Here is a 15,797-nt window from a genome sequence, read left to right as displayed (position 1 = left end):
CCTCACGACGCACGCCGAGCGGTGTCCAGATCACGACCGTGATCCTGCTTATCCTGACATCCGTCGTAGCGCTGATCCGCTGGCCCGCCGTCGCGATCGACTTGGGGCTGGTTCTGTTTCAGGCCGCCTTCGTGGTCTGCGCTTTGTGGAAGGCCGTCATCGGCATCGCCAGCCTGCGACGCCCTTCGCCCGCTGCTCGTCCGATCGAATGGCCGCGCTACACCATTCTGGCGGCGCTTTATGACGAAGCTGCCGTGGCGCCGCAGTTGATCGCCAACCTCAGCCGGATCGACTATCCGGCGCACAAGCTGGAGGCCTTCATCGTGCTGGAGGCGCATGATGAGGCCACCCTGGCCGCAGCCCAGGCGACGCCCAAACCGCCGTGGCTGAAAATCCTGATCGCACCGCCGGGCAGCCCACAGACCAAGCCGCGCGCTTTGAACTACGCCTTGGGTCACGCGCGGGGCGATCTGGTCACCATCTATGACGCAGAGGATCGACCGCATCCGCAACAACTCCGCCAGGCGGCGGCGCGTTTCGTCGCCCAGCCCCGGTTGGGTTGTCTTCAGGCGCCGCTGCGCATCCGAGCATCTGGCAAGGCTGGCTCCGGGTTTCTGGATCGGCAGTTCGCCTTTGAATATGCGGCCCTGTTCGAAGTGACCTTGCCGGGCATGGCGCGGCTGGGCCTGCCCTTTCCGCTTGGCGGCACCAGCAATCATATCCGCATGACGGCGCTGCGTGGCGCAGGCGGCTGGGATGCGCACAATGTCACCGAGGACGCCGACCTGGGCTTTCGCCTGTGGTCGATGGGCTGGAAGCTCGGCGTCATCGACAGTCCGACGTGGGAGACGCCGCCGGGCGCGATGGACCGATGGCTGCCCCAGCGCACCCGGTGGCTGAAGGGTTATATGCAGACCTGGGGCGTGCATACGCGGCGTCCCAACGCCTTGGGCCGGCGCGGAATCTTGTCGCTGGTCATGACCTTGGGCGCGGCGATCCTTTCGGCGGCCGCCCATGCGCCAACGCTGGCCTGGCTCGTTCTAGCCGGCGCCGTCTGGGCGCTTTCCGGCGTCTTGCCGTCCCTGCCCGGAGGCTCACTAGGCGTGCTGGCGCTGGGCGTCATCGCCGCCTGGATGAGCTGTGCGGTGGGAGCACGGCGGGCAGGGCTCGATTATCGGCTGGGCGATGTGCTGGCTGCGCCGGCGTACTGGGCGCTGCTCAGCCTGGCCTTCGTCCATGCAGCCTGGCGGCTGGCGGTCGAACCGCACGTCTGGGACAAGACCCCGCACGATCGCGACGATCAGATGCCGGAATTGACCGTCGTGGCGCTGGACGCTGGACGCGAGGCGGCCTGAGCGCCTATCTGCCCGACGATGGCGCCCGTCCTTTCCAAAACTCCCGAAATGCTCGTGACCTCCGGCTGGTCCGACTATGCCCTGCTGGACAGCGGCGACGGCAAGAAGCTGGAGCGGTACGGCCGCTACACCGTCGTTCGGCCCGAACCGCAGTGTTTCTGGTCGCCCCGCGATCCGAAAGCCTTCGAAAACGCGACAGCCGTTTTCGATCCGCAGCAGGAAGAGGAAGACAGCGGTCGCTGGCGGTTCGACAAGCACGGCCCCATAGACGCCTTCCCTTTGAAATGGCGCGATGTGAAGTTCACCGGCAGGTTCACCCCCTTCCGCCACCTCGCCTTCTTCCCTGAACAGGCGGCCAACTGGGAATGGCTGGACGGGCGGGTGCGGGACTTCACACGTTCGGCCGGCCGTGCTCCAAAGATCCTGAACCTGTTCGGCTATACCGGCGTCGCCAGCCTGGCTGCAGCCGCCGCGGGCGCAGAGGTCACTCACGTCGACGCCTCCAAGAAGTCTGTCGCCTACGCCCGCGAGAACGCCGAACAGTCGGGACTGGCCCAGCATCCAATTCGGTGGATTGTCGAGGACGCCCGCAAATATGTCGCGCGCGAAGTTCGTCGCGGCTCGAAGTATGACGGCATAATCCTGGACCCGCCGAAATACGGGCGCGGCCCTACGGGTGAAGTCTGGCGCCTGTTCGAGGATATGCCGGGCCTGCTCAAGGACTGCGCCTCGCTGCTGGCGGACGATGCCGACTTCCTGCTGCTGAACGCCTACGCGGCCCGCGTTTCCGGCCTGTCCTTGGCGCATCTTATGGTCGAGGCGACCCAGGATCGTGGCGGCCGGGTCGACTGGGGCGAACTGGCCCTGTCCGAAGACGGCCCTGACGCCCGCGCCATCGGCCTGTCCTTCTTCGCGCGGTGGAGCCAATGACCGAACGAGTCATCACCTCCCTGACCAACGACACGGTCAAGGGCGTCCGCGCCCTGCATATGCGCAAGGAACGCGACCTGACCGGCACCTTCCTGGCCGAAGGTCTGAAATTCATCGGCGAGGCGCTGGACCAGGGGCGCGCGCCCCGGATGCTGCTGGTCGGCGAGGACGCCCGTCCTCATCCGCTACTGGATCGCGCCAAAGCCGCAACGCTCAAGGCGGGCGGCGACATTGTCGTCGTCACCCACGCCATCCTCGAAAAGATCAGCCGCCGCGACAATCCGCAGACCGTGCTCGGCGTGTTCGAACAGGCCTATGCGCCTCTAGACAGCCTGAACCCCGCCTCGGCGCCCTGCTGGGTCGCGCTGGAGCAGGTGCGCGATCCCGGCAATCTCGGCACCATCATCCGCACGGCGGACGCGGCCGGTTGCGGCGGGGTCATCCTGATCGGCGATTGCGTCGATCCCTATTCGGTCGAGGCCGTGCGCGCGACCATGGGCTCGGTCTTCGCCGTCTCGATTACCAGAACGACGCCCGAGACTTTCTTGACCTGGCGCAAGACTTGGCCCGGAAGCGTCGTCGGCACCCGGCTGGACGCCAAGGTCAGTCACCGCTCGGCCGTCATGCAACAGCCGTCGCTTATCCTGATGGGTAATGAACAGGCCGGCCTGACCGACGACCTGGCCGCCGCCTGCGACGTCAACGTCAAGATCCCGATGCGCGGCCGGGCCGATAGCCTGAACCTGGCCATCGCCACCGGCATCATGGTCTATGCCGCGACGGACGAAGCCTAGCGCTTCTCCTCCGGCGCCACCCGCCCCATGCCCCACAGGGCGGCAATGGTGACCAGCGCCGAAATCGCCAGATAGCCGCCGACGGCTCCCGGCCCGAACCGTTCGGCCAGCTTCAGCGCAATGTACGGCGCCAACGATGCGCCCAGGATGCCCGCCAGATTAAAGGCCATCGACGCGCCGGTGTAGCGCACCGCTGTCGGGAACGGCCGCGCCATGGCCGCGCCGATGGGGCCATAGGTGCAGCCCATCAGGGCGAACCCCAGCGCAAAGAAGATCAGCAGGCCGCTGAGGCCGCCCCCGAACAGCGGCGCGAACAGAAAGCCGAACAAGGCGATCCCCACGGACGAGGCGATCAGCACCCTGGCCTGCCCGTATCGATCCGCCAGCAAGGCTGTCACCGGGATGAAGGCGGCGAAGAACAGCACGCCGATCAACTGGATGGGCAGCACATCGGCCCGCGCCAGCCCCATTCCCGTCGTCGCCCAGCCGAGGGCGAAGACGGTCATCAGATAGAACAGGGTGAAGGTCGTCACGCCGCTGAACGTCCCCAGCACCAGCGCCGCCTTGTGATGGGCAAACAGGGTCACGGCCGGCGCCTTGACCCGCTCGTCGCGGTCCACCGCCTTCTGAAACTCAGGCGTCTCGGTGATCTTCAGCCGCACCCACAGGCCGACGAACACCAGCACGGCGCTCGCCAGGAACGGAATGCGCCAACCCCAGCCCTCGAACGCGGTCTCGCTCATCGTCGACGTCAGGACGATGAAGGATGTGGTGGAGAGGATGAAGCCGATGGGCGCGCCCAGTTGGGGGAACATGCCGAACCAGGCCTTCTTGCCGGGCGGCGCATTCTCTGTCGCCAGCAAAACCGCCCCGCCCCACTCGCCGCCCAGACCCAAGCCTTGGCCGAACCGGCACAGGGCCAGCAGCAAGGGCGCCAGCAGGCCGACCTGCTGGTGCGTCGGCAACAGACCGATGGCCACCGTGGACAGGCCCATGGTCATCAGGGCCACAACCAGCGTCGCCTTGCGCCCCACCCGGTCCCCGAAATGCCCAAAGGCCAGGGCGCCGATGGGCCGCGCGAAGAAGGCGATGGAGAAGGTGGCGAACGAGGACAGCAGCGCCGTCCCCGGATCCTCGCCGGGGAAGAACAGCGTCGGAAACACCAGCACGGCCGCCGTGGCGTAGATATAGAAGTCGAAGAACTCGATCGTCGTGCCGATCAGGCTGGCGAACAGCACGCGGCCGGTAGAGTTCTTCGGCAGGACGTCGGACATCTTCTTCTCCCGGTTGTCCCAGCGATGCCCGTTTCCCGGCCGCCGCGTCAAGGCGATCAGGTACCGCGCGGCTTGACCCGGTTCGTCGCTTGCGCCTCGGCGGGATTTTCCGGCCACGGATGACGGGGATAGCGGCCGCGCATTTCCGCCCGCACCGCCGCCCAAGAGCCCGACCAGAAGCGCGGCAAGTCCTTGGTGACTTGCACCGGCCGTCGCGCCGGCGACAACAGCGCCAGGGTCAACGGCACGCCGCCGACAGTCGGATGCGTCGTCACGCCGAACAGCTCCTGCACGCGAATATCCACGCGCGGCCCGCCCTCGGCGGCGTAGTCGATGGCCGCCGAGCCTAGCGGCGTGACCAGACGCGGGGGCGCCAGCTCGTCCAGCCGCCGCTGTAGGTCCCAAGGGATCAGTCCGCGCAGGGCCTCGGCCAGACGACCGTCAGCTATCCCCTCCAGCGACTTGGCCCCGTCCAGCAAAGGCCACAGCCAGTCCTCACGCGCCGCCAGCAGGGCGTTGTCCGACACATCAGGCCAGGCTGTGTCGCGCGCGTGTAGAAAGGCCAGCCGTGCGCGCAGTCCCGACGCCTGCTCGCCCCATTTCAGCGCGCCCAGCCCATCCGCCTCGGTCTCGGCCCGAAGGGCGGCGGTCAAGGTCTTCGCATCCGGTGCGCCGACGATCTTTTCGTCCAGCACGATGGCCCCGATGCGCCGCGAGCGCCGGATCACTGACCGCCCCGACGGTTCGCGCGCCAGCCGGTCCTCCGTCGAGATCAGGCGCGCCAGATCGCTGTCGATCCGGTCCGCCTCCAGCGCCGCCGCCAGTCGCACCCGATCGCGCGTATCGCCGCCGCCAAGATCGGCGATCGCCAACCAAGGCTCACGCGCCAAATGGTCGGTCGCCTCCAGCACGGCCCCTCGCCCGCTGGCGAGAAGGTATTCACCCGTCTTGCCCCGCGCCCTTGCGATCCGCTCGGGAAAGGCCTCGGCCAGCAGCAGTCCAGGATCGATCGTCCGTCCCGATCTGCCGCCCGCCGCGCGTGCCCAGCGCTCCGCCAGCTTGATCGAATCGCGCGCTTTCTGCGTCCGATCGCGCTCCAGCCCGATCAGGCGATCCGCCAGATCGACGCTCGATCCGCCCAGACCCGGCTCGCTCAACACCGCCGCGATCCGTGCGCCCGTCATCGCGTCGCCGGCGTCGGACGCCACGGCCACCATATGGCCCAGCCGCGGCGACAGCGGAATCTTGGTCAGCCTAAGCCCGTGTTTCGACAGTCCGCCATCGGCATCCAGCGCCCCCAACCGTGTCAGCACCTTGCGCGCCTCGGCCAAGGCTCCAGCCGGCGGCGGGTCGAGCAGGGCCAGCCCCTCCGCCGAGCGCGCGCCCCACCGGGCCAGGTCCAGGGCCAGCCCGGTCAGGTCCGCCTCCTGGATTTCCGGCCGTTGATGCTGGACCAACCCGCGCGTCTGTTCCTCATCCCACAGGCGGTAGCAAACGCCCGGCTCGGTGCGCCCGGCTCGGCCGCGCCTCTGTTCCGCGGAGGATCGGCTGACCTTGACCGTCGCCAGCCGGGTCAGGCCGCTGGAGGGTTCGAACCGCGGCACGCGCGACAGGCCGCCGTCTATCACGACCCGCACGCCTTCGATGGTCAGACTGGTTTCCGCGACCGAGGTCGCCAGCACCAGCTTGCGCCGCCCCACAGCCGCCGGTTCGATAGCCCGGTCCTGTTCGGCCCGGTCCAGTCCGCCGTACAGGGGCACGACATCGATGTTCGGTAGCCGCAGCCGATCGTTCACAAGCCGAGCGACCCGATGGATTTCACCCTGCCCTGGCAGGAAGACCAGCACCGACCCCGTCTCCTCGCCCAGCGCTGTCAGGCAGGCGCGCGCCACCGCCTCTTCGAACCGTTCGGACGGATTGCGGCCCAGATACCGGGTCTCGACCGGCCAGGCCCGTCCCTCGGCCTCGATCACCGGCGCGCCGTCGAGCAGGCGCGAGACCCCGACCACATCCAGCGTCGCGGACATGACCAGCAGCCGCAGGTCCTCACGCAGCAGCTTTTGCGTGTCTCTCGCCAACGCCAGCCCGAGGTCGGCGTCTAGGCTGCGTTCATGGAACTCGTCGAACAAGACTGCGCCCACGCCGTCCAGCCCCGGATCGTCCAGAATCATTCGCGTGAAGACGCCCTCGGTGATCACCTCGATGCGTGTGTGCGGGCCGATCCTGCTCTGCAGTCGGGTGCGATAGCCTACCGTCCCGCCCGGCTGCTCGCCCAGAGTCGTCGCCATCCGGTCTGCCGCCGCCCGTGCGGCCAGGCGTCGCGGTTCCAGCACCAGCACCTTGCCGTCCAGCCAGGGCTGATCCACCAGGGCCAGTGGCACGACCGTCGTCTTGCCCGCCCCCGGCGGCGCCGCCAGCACGGCCGTATTGCCCGCGCTCAGGGCGACTTTCAGCGGTTCCAGAACGGCGTGGATAGGCAGCATGCGTCGCCTCTAGCCTGCCGACGTGTGATCACGAAAGCGTCGTCGCGCCTTAACCACCCCGTCATGCGCGTTGCGCGCCGCCTCATCCGTCGCTAGCGTCCGGCCCAAGCAGCCGAGGGGCTGCATCAAAACGTGGGGGTATTTTATGTGGCGCGTTAAGTCGCTCGACGCGATCCTTGCCACGGCCGAGAAGAAGTCGCTTCACCGGTCGCTTGGTCCTATTCAACTGACGCTTCTGGGGATCGGGGCCATCATCGGCACCGGCATCTTCGTCCTGACCGCCTCGGCCGCCCAGAAGGCCGGACCGGGCATGATGATCAGCTTCGTCATCGCGGGCGCCGTCTGTGCTGTCGCGGCGCTCTGCTACTCCGAACTGGCGTCGATGGCGCCGGTTTCGGGCTCAGCCTACACCTACACCTACGCCGTTATGGGCGAACTGCTGGCCTGGACGGTCGGTTGGGCGCTGATCCTGGAATACGCCGTGGCGGCCTCGGCAGTGTCGGTCGGTTGGTCGGGTTATGTGCTGGGGTTGATAGAACAGGGGCTCGGATTCGATTTCCCCGACCTCCTATCCGCCGGGCCGACCTGGTCGATGAACGGTTTCATCCCCACGCCTGACTTCTCGGCCGGGATCGTCAACATCCCCGCCATCGTCGTGGCCCTGCTGGTGACCGGCCTACTGATGGTCGGGACGACGGAGTCGGCCCGCGTCAACGCGATCCTGGTCGCGATCAAGGTCATCGCCCTGACGGTCTTCATCGTCATCACCCTGCCTGTCATCAAGTCGGCCAACCTGTCGCCGTTCGCCCCCAATGGCCTGTTCGGCCAATATTCGGGGATGGGCATCGTCGGCGCCGCGGCCTCGATCTTCTTTGCCTATGTCGGCTTCGACGCCGTTTCGACGGCGGCCGAGGAAACCAAGAATCCGCAGCGTAACGTGCCCATCGGCCTGATCGGCTCGCTGGCCATCTGCACGATCTTCTATCTGCTGGTCGCGCTCGGCGCCGCCGGCGCTATCGGCGCCCAGCCGGTTCTGGGCGCCGCCGGTGAAGCGGTACAGCCGGGCTCGCCCGCCTTCGTGGCCGCCTGCGCCCTGCCCGCCAACGCCGAAATGCTGGTCTGCTCCAACGAGGCCCTGGCCCACGTTCTCCGCGTCGTCGGTCACCCGCAGATCGGCAATGCCCTGGGCACCGCCGCCCTGCTGGCCCTGCCGTCGGTCATCCTGATGATGATCTTCGGTCAGACCCGCATCTTCTTCGTGATGGCGCGCGACGGTCTGCTGCCGGAAGGCCTGACCAAGATCCACCCCAAGTGGAAGACGCCCTATATCGTGACCGCCGCCACCGGCATCGCGGTCGCCATCGCCGGCGCCCTGTTCCCAGTGGGCCAACTCGCCGACATCTCGAACTCGGGCACCCTGTTCGCCTTCTTCATGGTGTCGATCGCGGTGCTGGTGCTGCGGGTCAAGGATCCGAACCGTCGCCGTCCGTTCCGTACGCCGCTGATCTGGGTGTTCGCGCCCCTGTCGGCGTTTGGCTGCGCCTTCCTGTTCTGGAACCTGCCGCACGACGCCAAGATGGTGCTGCCGATCTGGGGCGGCATTGGCCTGCTGATCTACTTCGCCTATGGCTATCGCAAGAGCCACTTGGGTCGCGGTCTTGTCGAGGTTCACGAAACCGACGGCGACGTTCCGCCGCCGCCCGTGCCGCCGATCAGCTAAGACCAAACCGGGCCTGTCGCACCAATCGCGGCATGCCCATCTATCGGCCTCAAATAGCCCGCAAGGGCGATAGGCCAGGAATAAAGAAAGGCCCCGGATCGCTCCGGGGCCTTTTTTGTATTGGTGCGGATGAGAGGACTCGAACCTCCACACCTCTCGGCGCTGGAACCTAAATCCAGTGCGTCTACCAGTTCCGCCACATCCGCATCGGGTAGGCGGTCGCGTCTAGAGGGTGACGCCGCTCAGGGCAAGGCCTCAGCGACGCCCAGCGACCAGTTCGTTGCGAATGGAGCGTCCCAAGGGATCGCGGGCGCGCCAAGTGTCGCCGACATCGGCCTCGACCATCCGGCTGCAAAAGCGCGGCAGGATCTGGCGGGGACTGAAGCCGGACAAACAGATCTTGTCACCCTCGGCTGACCAGCGGGCCGCCACACGTCGCCCGTCCGAAAACTGCGAGGTGTAGCGTCCATCCGGCTCGAAATAGTGCCTGACCCACTGTCCATTCGGATAATGGGACACAATCGTATTGCCAAACGCCTTGGACATATCGGCTGAGGCGGGCGAGGCGGCCAGCACGCCTACAATCGCCAAACCGCAGATCACCGCACCCTGCTTCACACGCCTCTCCTGCGCCGTCCGTAATCGACTATCGACGATACATAAGACGGCGCAAGCGCTGCGGTTCCTCAGCCGTTACCGCGACGACCCGATTCGAACAGGAACCAGACGCGCTTTTCGCTCTCGTCGATCCAGTTCTCCAGCAGGCTGGCGGTCGCGACGTCGTTATGCTCGTCGCACAGGTCATGGACCTCGCGCATCCGGCCGATCAGTTCACCGTTATCGTCGCGAAGCTCGGCCAGCATATCCAGCGGGTCGACATAGTCGGCATCATTGTCGGCGATGCGTGATTCCTTTGCGATCTGACCGATGGAGCGCAGCGTGGTCCCGCCGATCTTGCGCGCCCGCTCAGCCATCGGATCGGTCATGGCCAGGATTTCCGCCGACTGCTCGTCCAGCATCAGATGATAGTCCCGGAAATGCGGGCCTGAGACGTGCCAATGGAAATTCTTCGTCTTGATGTAGAGGGCGAACGTATCGGCCAGCAGCCCGGTCAGAGCGGCGGAAATGCTCTGGGTCGCCTCCTCCGACAGGCTCGTCGGCGTCCTCAGGGGCGCCAGGCGCTTTTCTTTGGCGGTGACCATTATCGTTCTCCTCAGCAGCAGTCTGCGGTCAAGCTAGGTAACCGGGCATTCGAACGGAAGCCCTGGCGCAGATGATAATGCTGAAGCTGTGAAGTGGTTCGGCGGCGCCGACCTTTGTCGGCGGATGGCTGGGGAACTAGGACTCGAACCTAGAATGACGGTACCAAAAACCGTAGTGTTACCATTACACCATTCCCCAGCAGGACCGGCGTTTCCGAAGCACTCTGTGCGGCGGAGGCGGTCAGATACGCCAAGCCGTTTTGGGATGCAACACCCTCTTTCAGGACTATTTTCGCTTACGGTGCAAAGGGGTCGAAATGGGCGCTTGCGGCCTATCGAACCCATGGCTATAAGCCGCGTCCTCACTTCGGGGCGACGCCGCCAGGCCAGCCCCCACGGTCGGAGTGTGGCTCAGCCTGGTAGAGCACTGCGTTCGGGACGCAGGGGTCGGAGGTTCGAATCCTCTCACTCCGACCATCTTCTCCTCAGAAAAATCGATCATGCGACAGCGCGTCGTCGACTGCTGCCATAGCCGCGTCAGTCGTCGTTCGCCGCGCTCTCCATCGCCCGGCGCGCCACCGCATTCAGATGCGCCCCAACCGACTCGATGGTTCTAGAGCCCAGCGCCTTTCTGCGCGCGGTCAGATCGGGCGAACCCGCGTCGTAATCGGCCATCAGCCGCCGCACGAACGCCCCGCTCTGAACCTCGGCCAGCACCTCATCCATCGCCTGGTGCGATTCGTCTCCGATAACCCTCGGCCCGGTCAGATAGGCGCCGTATTCCGCCGTGTTCGAAATCTTGGCGAAGGCGCCCGCAATGCCGCGTTCGTACATCAGGTCGGTCACCAGCTTGGTTTCATAGAAACATTCGAACCACGCCACTTCGGGCGGATAGCCAGCGTTGACCAGCTTCATGAAGGCTGCGTCGATCAGTTCCGCGATGCCGCCGCACAGAACCACCTGTTCGCCGAACAGGTCGCTCTCGCACTCGTCGCGCATCGTCGTTTCCAGAATGCCCTTGCGCCCGCAGCCCAGCGCCGCCGCATAGGACAGGCCCAGGGCATGCGCGCCGCCTGTGGCGTCCTGCTGCACGCCAAACAGGCAGAAGACCCCCTCCCCGGCTTCGTACAGATCGCGGATGCGCGGCCCGATCCCCTTGGGCGAGGCCAGGATGACGTCCAGATCCGCGCGCGGTTCGACCAGGCCGAATCGCACCGACAGGCCGTGGGCGAAGACCAGGGCCGCGCCCGGCCGCACGTTCGGCTCCAGTTCGTCGCGCCACAGATCGCGGTGCGCCTCGTCCGAAGTCATGACGGCGACCACGTCGGCACCCGACGCGGCCTGTCCGGCCGTCATCACCTTAAACCCGTCGGCGCGCGCCAGGTCGCGCGTTCTGGAGTCGGCCTTCAGACCCACCACTATGTCGGTTACGCCCGAATCGCGCAGGTTCAACGCATGGGTCCGGCCCTGGCTGCCGTACCCGATCATGGCCACGCGCTTGCTGCGGATGATCGAAAGGTCGCAGTCGCGGTCGTGGAAGACAGGCAGCGGATTGGGTAGGGTCTGGGTCATGACCGCCTTCATAACCCCATCCGACGTCGTCGCCTTCTGGAAAGAGGCTGGGCCCGAAAAGTGGTTCGCCAAGGACGAGGCGTTCGACGCCGACTTCCGCGACCGAGGCCACGCCCTGCATTGGGCCGCCGCGCGCCGCGAACGGGACGACTGGATGGACACGGCCGAGGGCGCCTTGGCGCTGTCGATCCTGCTGGACCAGTATCCCCGAAACAGTTTTCGCGGCACGGCGCATCAGTTCGCCACCGATCCTCTGGCCCTGATGTTCGCCAATCAGGCGGTGGCGCGCGATCTGCATCTGGCGGTCGAGCCGGCTTTGAAGAACTTCCTGCTTCTGCCCTTCGAACATTCCGAACGGATCGAGGACCAGGACCGCTACATGGCCTTGGTCGCGGGCGACGAAGAGCTGGAGAAATGGGGCAAGCTGCACCGCGACATCATCGTTCGCTTCGGCCGCTTCCCGCACCGCAACGCCGCGCTGGGCCGCCAGACGACGCCTGAAGAACAGGCCTTCCTCGAAGAAGGCGGTTTTGGCGGCTGATTCGATCCACAACGATCCGATGGCGACCACCGACGGCTCATTGGCGAACGACTGATTCGGGTGGAAGCTGACGCCATGAACGCTCAGGTCGCCATCGCTGAACTTCAGGCTCGCATCGCTGCGGCGCCGACCGATCATCCCGAGCGGCAGTATCTGAACTTGCTGCGCGACATCCTCGACAATGGCGTCCGTCGCGACGACCGCACCGGCACCGGCACCTTGGGCGTCTTCGGTCGCCAGATGCGGTTCGATCTGTGCAAGGGTTTCCCGGTCCTGACGACCAAGAAGCTGCATCTGCGGTCGATCATCGTCGAACTGCTGTGGTTCCTGCGTGGCGAAACCAACATCGCCTATCTGAAGGATAATGGCGTTCGCATCTGGGACGAATGGGCCGACGCCGAGGGCGAGTTGGGTCCGGTCTACGGCAAGCAATGGCGGTCCTGGACTGCGCCGGACGGCCGCGTCATCGACCAGATCGAGAAGCTGGTTCATGGGCTGAAGACCAATCCCAACAGCCGTCGCCACATCGTCACCGCCTGGAACCCGGCCGATGTCGACGACATGGCGCTGCCGCCCTGCCACTGCCTTTTCCAGTTCTTCGTCGCCGACGGAAAGCTCAGCTGCCAGCTGTATCAGCGCAGCGCCGACGTCTTCCTGGGCGTGCCGTTCAACATCGCCTCCTACGCCCTGCTGACGATGATGCTGGCCCAGGTGGTGGGGTTGGAGCCGGGCGACTTCGTCCACACCTTTGGCGACGCCCACCTTTACCTGAACCACCTTGAGCAGGCCGAGCTTCAGCTGACCCGCGAGCCCCTGCCTCTGTCTGTTATGCAGATCGCGCCCAAGACCGACCTGTTCGCCTTCGACCTCTCGGACTTCACACTCGAAGGCTACGAGGCCTGGCCGCATATCAAGGCGGCCGTCGCGGTCTGATGAACCTCAAGGACCTGCAGGCCGACGTCCTGCGCATCTCCGACATCTACGCCGCCGAACACGACATCGACCGGGATCGGGATTGGGCGCTGCTGAAGCTGCAGGAAGAGCTGGGCGAACTGACCGCCGAGCACCTGCGTCTGACCAGCCGCGCGCGAGGCGCGCCTGACGCCCAGGCGCTGGGCGACGAGGCGGCGGATGTGCTGGGCATGCTGCTGATCTACTGCGCCCGAGCGGGCGTGGATCTGGAGCAAGCCATGCAGCGCAAATGGCTGAAGTGGTTGGACTCTCAAATCGGAGCTTAGGCTTCGGGTGCAATCATGATCATCGGCGTCAGGCGCCGGACCAGATCCTGATCCGTTGTGATGCGTTCGACGACGATTCTGTTCTTCGTCATGCCCATCTGCATCGTGGCGCGAAAGGCGATCACGTCGCCCGGCGCGGCTATGAAGCCCTCGACCGTCGGCTTGCTCTGTTTGCCCGCCAGGCCGCCGAACGCCATCCACAACTGGTGACCGCCCGGCAAAACGGAAATGGCGGTGAAGCGGGGGCTCTTCAGCTGCGCTACAAACCGGTCGTCCACCGATAGGTCCATTCCCGCCGCCTTGCCCACAAAGCCTTCGCGGTAAACGATCAGCAACGCATGTCCCGGTTCGGGGCTGAACCCTAGCACGGCCTGCTTCTGCTCCCGCGTTGCGGCCTTACCGAGCTTGGTTCCGGCGAGATTGGCCATGATATAGGCCGTAAAGACGCCCAGGAACGCGCCGACCATCAGCGGCAGATAGCCCGCGTCCGCGCCTGCTGACGAAAAGAAGAACGCCAGACCGGCGCTGACAAGGAGCGCGACAAGGAAACCGACTACGATGGCGGGGATGTACTTGCTCATGACGGGGCTCGCGTCCATGGGATGGCTCACCTCAACGCATCGATACGGTCAAGGTTCTTGCCCCAGCCCCTCATTTCCTTGGTCGTCGCGCGTGGACGCAACGGCGTCATCGGCCGAAACGGCGACCTGCCCTGGCGGCTGCGCAGCGACCTGCAGCGCTTCAAGGCCATCACCGTCGGCAAGCCCTGCCTGATGGGCCGCAAGACTTGGGAGAGCCTACCGCTGAAGCCTCTGCCAGGCCGGCTGAACATCGTGTTGACGCGTGACGAATCCTACGAAAGCGACGGTATGTCCAAGGGCGCGCTGGTCTGCGCCACCCTGGACGAAGCCATCGAGATCGGGCGCGAGACAGCCGAGGACGATGGCGTCGATGAGATCTGCATCATCGGCGGCACCGCCCTGTTCGAGGCGTCCCTGCCCCGCGCCAGGCGCCTGTACATCACCGAGGTCGAGGCCTCGCCCGAAGGCGACGCCGTCTTTCCTGCATTCGACGAAACCGCGTGGGTCGAGGTATCGTCAGAATCGCATCAGGCAGGCGAGAAGGATGATCACGCCTTCATCTTCCGGGTGCTGGAACGCCGCTAGGAGAAACAGATGTACGTCACCACGACCAACGACCTGCCCGGCTTTCGCGTCACGCGCCACATCGGCCTGGTGCGCGGTGTCACGGTGCGCTCTCGCAACGCCATCTCCGACGCCATCGGCGGGGTCCAGTCCATGCTGGGCGGCCGCGTCGGCGCCTATGTGAAGCTGGCTGAGGCCGGGCGTCAGGAAGCCTATGACGAACTGGTCAAACATGCCCAGGCCCACGGCGCCAACGCCATCCTGGCCGTCCGCTATGACGCGACCGAGATCATGCCCGGCGTGACCGAGGTGCTATGCTACGGCACGGGCGTGATCGTCGAGCCGGCGTAACCGGCTCGACATCTTTTGATCAGGACAGGGTCATCAGGTCCGAACGCTCGAAGTTGCGCAGCTCGTCTTCGCGGCCGTCGCGGATCTTGGCGACCCACTGAGGATCGGCCAGCAGCGCCCGGCCGACGGCGACCAGGTCGAACTCCTCGTTCTCCAAACGGCGCAAGAGACCGTCCAGCGAGGCGGGCTTTGAACCTTCGCCGCCGAAGGCCGCGATGAACTCGCCGTCCAGGCCCACGGACCCGACGGTGATCGTAGGCTTGCCCATCAGTTTCTTGGTCCAGCCGGCGAAGTTCAGGTCCGAACTTTCGAATTCCGGCTCCCAGAAGCGGCGCTGAGAGCAGTGGAAGACATCGACGCCGGCGTCCGACAGTGGCGTCAGCCACTCGACCATCTGCTCCGGCGTCTCGGCGATGCGGGCCGTATAATCCTGAAGCTTCCACTGCGACAGGCGCAGGATTACGGGAATGTCGTCGCCGACGCCTTCGCGCACCGCCTTCACGACCTCGGCGCCGAAGCGAGCGCGGTCGGCGATGGTCGGCCCGCCCCAGCGGTCCTCGCGCGCATTCAGGCCGCCCCAGAAGAACTGGTCGATCAGATAGCCATGGGCGCCGTGGATTTCGACGGCGTCGAAGCCGAGGTCGCGAGACGCGCGGGCCGACCGGCCGAAAGCGGCGATCGTGTCGGCGACATCTTCCTCCGTCATCGGCTCCAGCTTGGTCTTGCCCGGCATGGTCATGCCAGACGGGCTATCCACCTTGCCCAGCGGCGCCCAGTCATCGCCGCGTCCGCGCGCAGAGCCCACGTGCCAGATCTGCGGCGCGATCAGACCGCCGGCGGCATGAACCTCTTGCACCACGGACTTCCACTCCGGCAGCGCTTCGCCGTGGAAAACCGGAACATTGGCGTCATTTCGCGCCGCCGGGCGCTCGACGACCGTGCCCTCGGTGACGATCAGGCCCACCCCGCCCTCGGCGCGACGGCGATAATAGGCGGCGACGTCGGAGGTCGGGACGCCGTTCGGCGAGAAGGACCGCGTCATGGGCGCCATGACGATGCGGTTGGGCAGGGTCAGCCCCTTGATCGTGAATGGACTGAACAGGGCGTCGAGGCTCATCGGAACTCCTTGGGTATCTGTAGCACCCAAGGTGGCGAACAGGGTTGCGTTTGAAAACCCCCAGCCTCGGCTTTT

16 protein-coding genes and 3 tRNA genes are annotated in these 15,797 nt (G+C 65.9%); 10 read left to right on the top strand and 9 right to left on the bottom strand.

Translation table 11 applies throughout. The features are described 5' to 3' along the window. Window positions 1-38 precede the first annotated feature (38 nt). Genes DT343_RS04915 through DT343_RS04905 form a run of 3 tightly spaced genes read left to right on the top strand, consistent with a single transcriptional unit; the run spans window position 39 to window position 3,079 of the window. On the top strand, window positions 39-1,355 hold the full coding sequence (locus DT343_RS04915) for a glycosyltransferase family 2 protein (RefSeq protein ID WP_112861967.1): 1,317 nt from the start codon (window positions 39-41) through the stop codon (window positions 1,353-1,355). Window positions 1,356-1,373: 18 nt separating this feature from the next. Next, a complete protein-coding gene (locus DT343_RS04910) occupies window positions 1,374-2,285 on the top strand; it encodes a class I SAM-dependent methyltransferase (RefSeq protein ID WP_112861966.1) in 912 nt (303 codons plus the stop codon). After that, window positions 2,282-3,079, top strand: a complete 798-nt coding sequence (locus DT343_RS04905; RefSeq protein WP_112861965.1) for a TrmH family RNA methyltransferase — start codon at window positions 2,282-2,284, stop codon at window positions 3,077-3,079. Before DT343_RS04910 ends, DT343_RS04905 begins: the two co-directional genes overlap by 4 nt. Here DT343_RS04905 and DT343_RS04900 read toward each other — a convergent pair. Together DT343_RS04900 and hrpB are read right to left on the bottom strand one after the other, a co-directional pair. Beyond that, a complete protein-coding gene (locus tag DT343_RS04900) occupies window positions 3,076-4,353 on the bottom strand; it encodes an MFS transporter (protein ID WP_112862575.1) in 1,278 nt (425 codons plus the stop codon). The genes DT343_RS04905 and DT343_RS04900 overlap by 4 nt on opposite strands. A gap of 56 nt (window positions 4,354-4,409) precedes the next feature. Next, entirely contained in the window at window positions 4,410-6,836 is a 2,427-nt protein-coding gene (hrpB, locus tag DT343_RS04895; RefSeq protein ID WP_112861964.1) for an ATP-dependent helicase HrpB, read from the bottom strand. Window positions 6,837-6,981: 145 nt separating this feature from the next. On the opposite strand from hrpB, the gene DT343_RS04890 reads away from it, so the two are divergent. Then, window positions 6,982-8,556, top strand: a complete 1,575-nt coding sequence (locus DT343_RS04890) for an amino acid permease (protein WP_112861963.1) — start codon at window positions 6,982-6,984, stop codon at window positions 8,554-8,556. Window positions 8,557-8,677: 121 nt separating this feature from the next. On the opposite strand, the gene DT343_RS04885 is transcribed toward DT343_RS04890, so the two are convergent. The 4 genes from DT343_RS04885 to DT343_RS04870 all read right to left on the bottom strand — a co-directional run bounded on the left by DT343_RS04885 (window position 8,678) and on the right by DT343_RS04870 (window position 9,957). Then, window positions 8,678-8,762: transfer RNA gene (locus DT343_RS04885), tRNA-Leu, on the bottom strand. 49 nt (window positions 8,763-8,811) lie between these two features. Further along, window positions 8,812-9,174, bottom strand: coding sequence for a hypothetical protein (locus DT343_RS04880; RefSeq protein WP_105625214.1), 363 nt, complete (start codon window positions 9,172-9,174; stop codon window positions 8,812-8,814). Between the two features lie 68 nt (window positions 9,175-9,242). Further along, the gene (locus DT343_RS04875; RefSeq protein ID WP_066628246.1) at window positions 9,243-9,758 is read right to left on the bottom strand and encodes a Dps family protein; all 516 of its coding nucleotides are present in this window, start codon (window positions 9,756-9,758) and stop codon (window positions 9,243-9,245) included. Window positions 9,759-9,883: 125 nt separating this feature from the next. After that, a tRNA-Gln gene (locus DT343_RS04870) sits at window positions 9,884-9,957 on the bottom strand. A 201-nt stretch (window positions 9,958-10,158) separates the two neighbouring features. On the opposite strand from DT343_RS04870, the gene DT343_RS04865 reads away from it, so the two are divergent. After that, window positions 10,159-10,235 (top strand) — tRNA-Pro (locus DT343_RS04865). 60 nt (window positions 10,236-10,295) lie between these two features. On the opposite strand, the gene ilvC is transcribed toward DT343_RS04865, so the two are convergent. Beyond that, window positions 10,296-11,330, bottom strand: a complete 1,035-nt coding sequence (gene ilvC / locus DT343_RS04860; protein WP_112861962.1) for a ketol-acid reductoisomerase — start codon at window positions 11,328-11,330, stop codon at window positions 10,296-10,298. On the opposite strand from ilvC, the gene DT343_RS04855 reads away from it, so the two are divergent. The 3 genes from DT343_RS04855 to DT343_RS04845 all read left to right on the top strand — a co-directional run bounded on the left by DT343_RS04855 (window position 11,329) and on the right by DT343_RS04845 (window position 13,109). Then, window positions 11,329-11,871, top strand: a complete 543-nt coding sequence (locus tag DT343_RS04855; protein WP_112861961.1) for a DUF924 family protein — start codon at window positions 11,329-11,331, stop codon at window positions 11,869-11,871. The genes ilvC and DT343_RS04855 overlap by 2 nt on opposite strands. A 75-nt stretch (window positions 11,872-11,946) precedes the next feature. Then, entirely contained in the window at window positions 11,947-12,804 is an 858-nt protein-coding gene (locus DT343_RS04850; RefSeq protein ID WP_112862574.1) for a thymidylate synthase, read from the top strand. Continuing rightward, on the top strand, window positions 12,804-13,109 hold the full coding sequence (locus DT343_RS04845; protein ID WP_112861960.1) for a phosphoribosyl-ATP pyrophosphohydrolase: 306 nt from the start codon (window positions 12,804-12,806) through the stop codon (window positions 13,107-13,109). Before DT343_RS04850 ends, DT343_RS04845 begins: the two co-directional genes overlap by 1 nt. On the opposite strand, the gene DT343_RS04840 is transcribed toward DT343_RS04845, so the two are convergent. Further along, window positions 13,106-13,690, bottom strand: a complete 585-nt coding sequence (locus tag DT343_RS04840; RefSeq protein ID WP_146756710.1) for a hypothetical protein — start codon at window positions 13,688-13,690, stop codon at window positions 13,106-13,108. The two genes, DT343_RS04845 and DT343_RS04840, sit on opposite strands and share 4 nt — an antisense overlap. A 57-nt stretch (window positions 13,691-13,747) precedes the next feature. Between DT343_RS04840 and DT343_RS04835 the strand changes: the two genes are divergently transcribed. Together DT343_RS04835 and DT343_RS04830 are read left to right on the top strand one after the other, a co-directional pair. After that, window positions 13,748-14,275, top strand: a complete 528-nt coding sequence (locus DT343_RS04835; protein ID WP_112861958.1) for a dihydrofolate reductase — start codon at window positions 13,748-13,750, stop codon at window positions 14,273-14,275. 9 nt (window positions 14,276-14,284) lie between these two features. Then, entirely contained in the window at window positions 14,285-14,605 is a 321-nt protein-coding gene (locus tag DT343_RS04830; RefSeq protein ID WP_039243695.1) for a YbjQ family protein, read from the top strand. Window positions 14,606-14,624: 19 nt separating this feature from the next. On the opposite strand, the gene DT343_RS04825 is transcribed toward DT343_RS04830, so the two are convergent. Continuing rightward, window positions 14,625-15,722 carry an NADH:flavin oxidoreductase gene (locus DT343_RS04825; protein WP_112861957.1) on the bottom strand — a complete coding sequence of 366 codons (1,098 nt, stop codon included), beginning with the start codon at window positions 15,720-15,722 and terminating at the stop codon, window positions 14,625-14,627. Between the last annotated feature and the right edge of the window lie 75 nt (window positions 15,723-15,797).

The sequence above is a fragment of the Brevundimonas vesicularis genome, from assembly GCF_900445985.1.
Lineage (GTDB): Bacteria > Pseudomonadota > Alphaproteobacteria > Caulobacterales > Caulobacteraceae > Brevundimonas > Brevundimonas vesicularis_D.
The sequence above is the reverse complement of the archived record's forward strand: the minus strand, read 5'-3'. Positions and strand labels throughout refer to the sequence as shown.

Excerpts from the sequence above, each read along its gene's own strand:
- DT343_RS04825 (WP_112861957.1), bottom strand. The coding sequence starts at position 15,722 with ATGAGCCTCGACGCCCTGTTCAGTCCATTCACGATCAAGGGGCTGACC.
- DT343_RS04850 (WP_112862574.1), top strand. The coding sequence starts at position 11,947 with ATGAACGCTCAGGTCGCCATCGCTGAACTTCAGGCTCGCATCGCTGCG.
- DT343_RS04845 (WP_112861960.1), top strand. The coding sequence starts at position 12,804 with ATGAACCTCAAGGACCTGCAGGCCGACGTCCTGCGCATCTCCGACATC.
- DT343_RS04875 (WP_066628246.1), bottom strand. The coding sequence starts at position 9,758 with ATGGTCACCGCCAAAGAAAAGCGCCTGGCGCCCCTGAGGACGCCGACG.
- DT343_RS04900 (WP_112862575.1), bottom strand. The coding sequence starts at position 4,353 with ATGTCCGACGTCCTGCCGAAGAACTCTACCGGCCGCGTGCTGTTCGCC.
- DT343_RS04905 (WP_112861965.1), top strand. The coding sequence starts at position 2,282 with ATGACCGAACGAGTCATCACCTCCCTGACCAACGACACGGTCAAGGGC.
- DT343_RS04830 (WP_039243695.1), top strand. The coding sequence starts at position 14,285 with ATGTACGTCACCACGACCAACGACCTGCCCGGCTTTCGCGTCACGCGC.
- ilvC (WP_112861962.1), bottom strand. The coding sequence starts at position 11,330 with ATGACCCAGACCCTACCCAATCCGCTGCCTGTCTTCCACGACCGCGAC.
- DT343_RS04855 (WP_112861961.1), top strand. The coding sequence starts at position 11,329 with ATGACCGCCTTCATAACCCCATCCGACGTCGTCGCCTTCTGGAAAGAG.
- DT343_RS04910 (WP_112861966.1), top strand. The coding sequence starts at position 1,374 with ATGGCGCCCGTCCTTTCCAAAACTCCCGAAATGCTCGTGACCTCCGGC.
- DT343_RS04840 (WP_146756710.1), bottom strand. The coding sequence starts at position 13,690 with ATGAGCAAGTACATCCCCGCCATCGTAGTCGGTTTCCTTGTCGCGCTC.
- DT343_RS04890 (WP_112861963.1), top strand. The coding sequence starts at position 6,982 with ATGTGGCGCGTTAAGTCGCTCGACGCGATCCTTGCCACGGCCGAGAAG.
- hrpB (WP_112861964.1), bottom strand. The coding sequence starts at position 6,836 with ATGCTGCCTATCCACGCCGTTCTGGAACCGCTGAAAGTCGCCCTGAGC.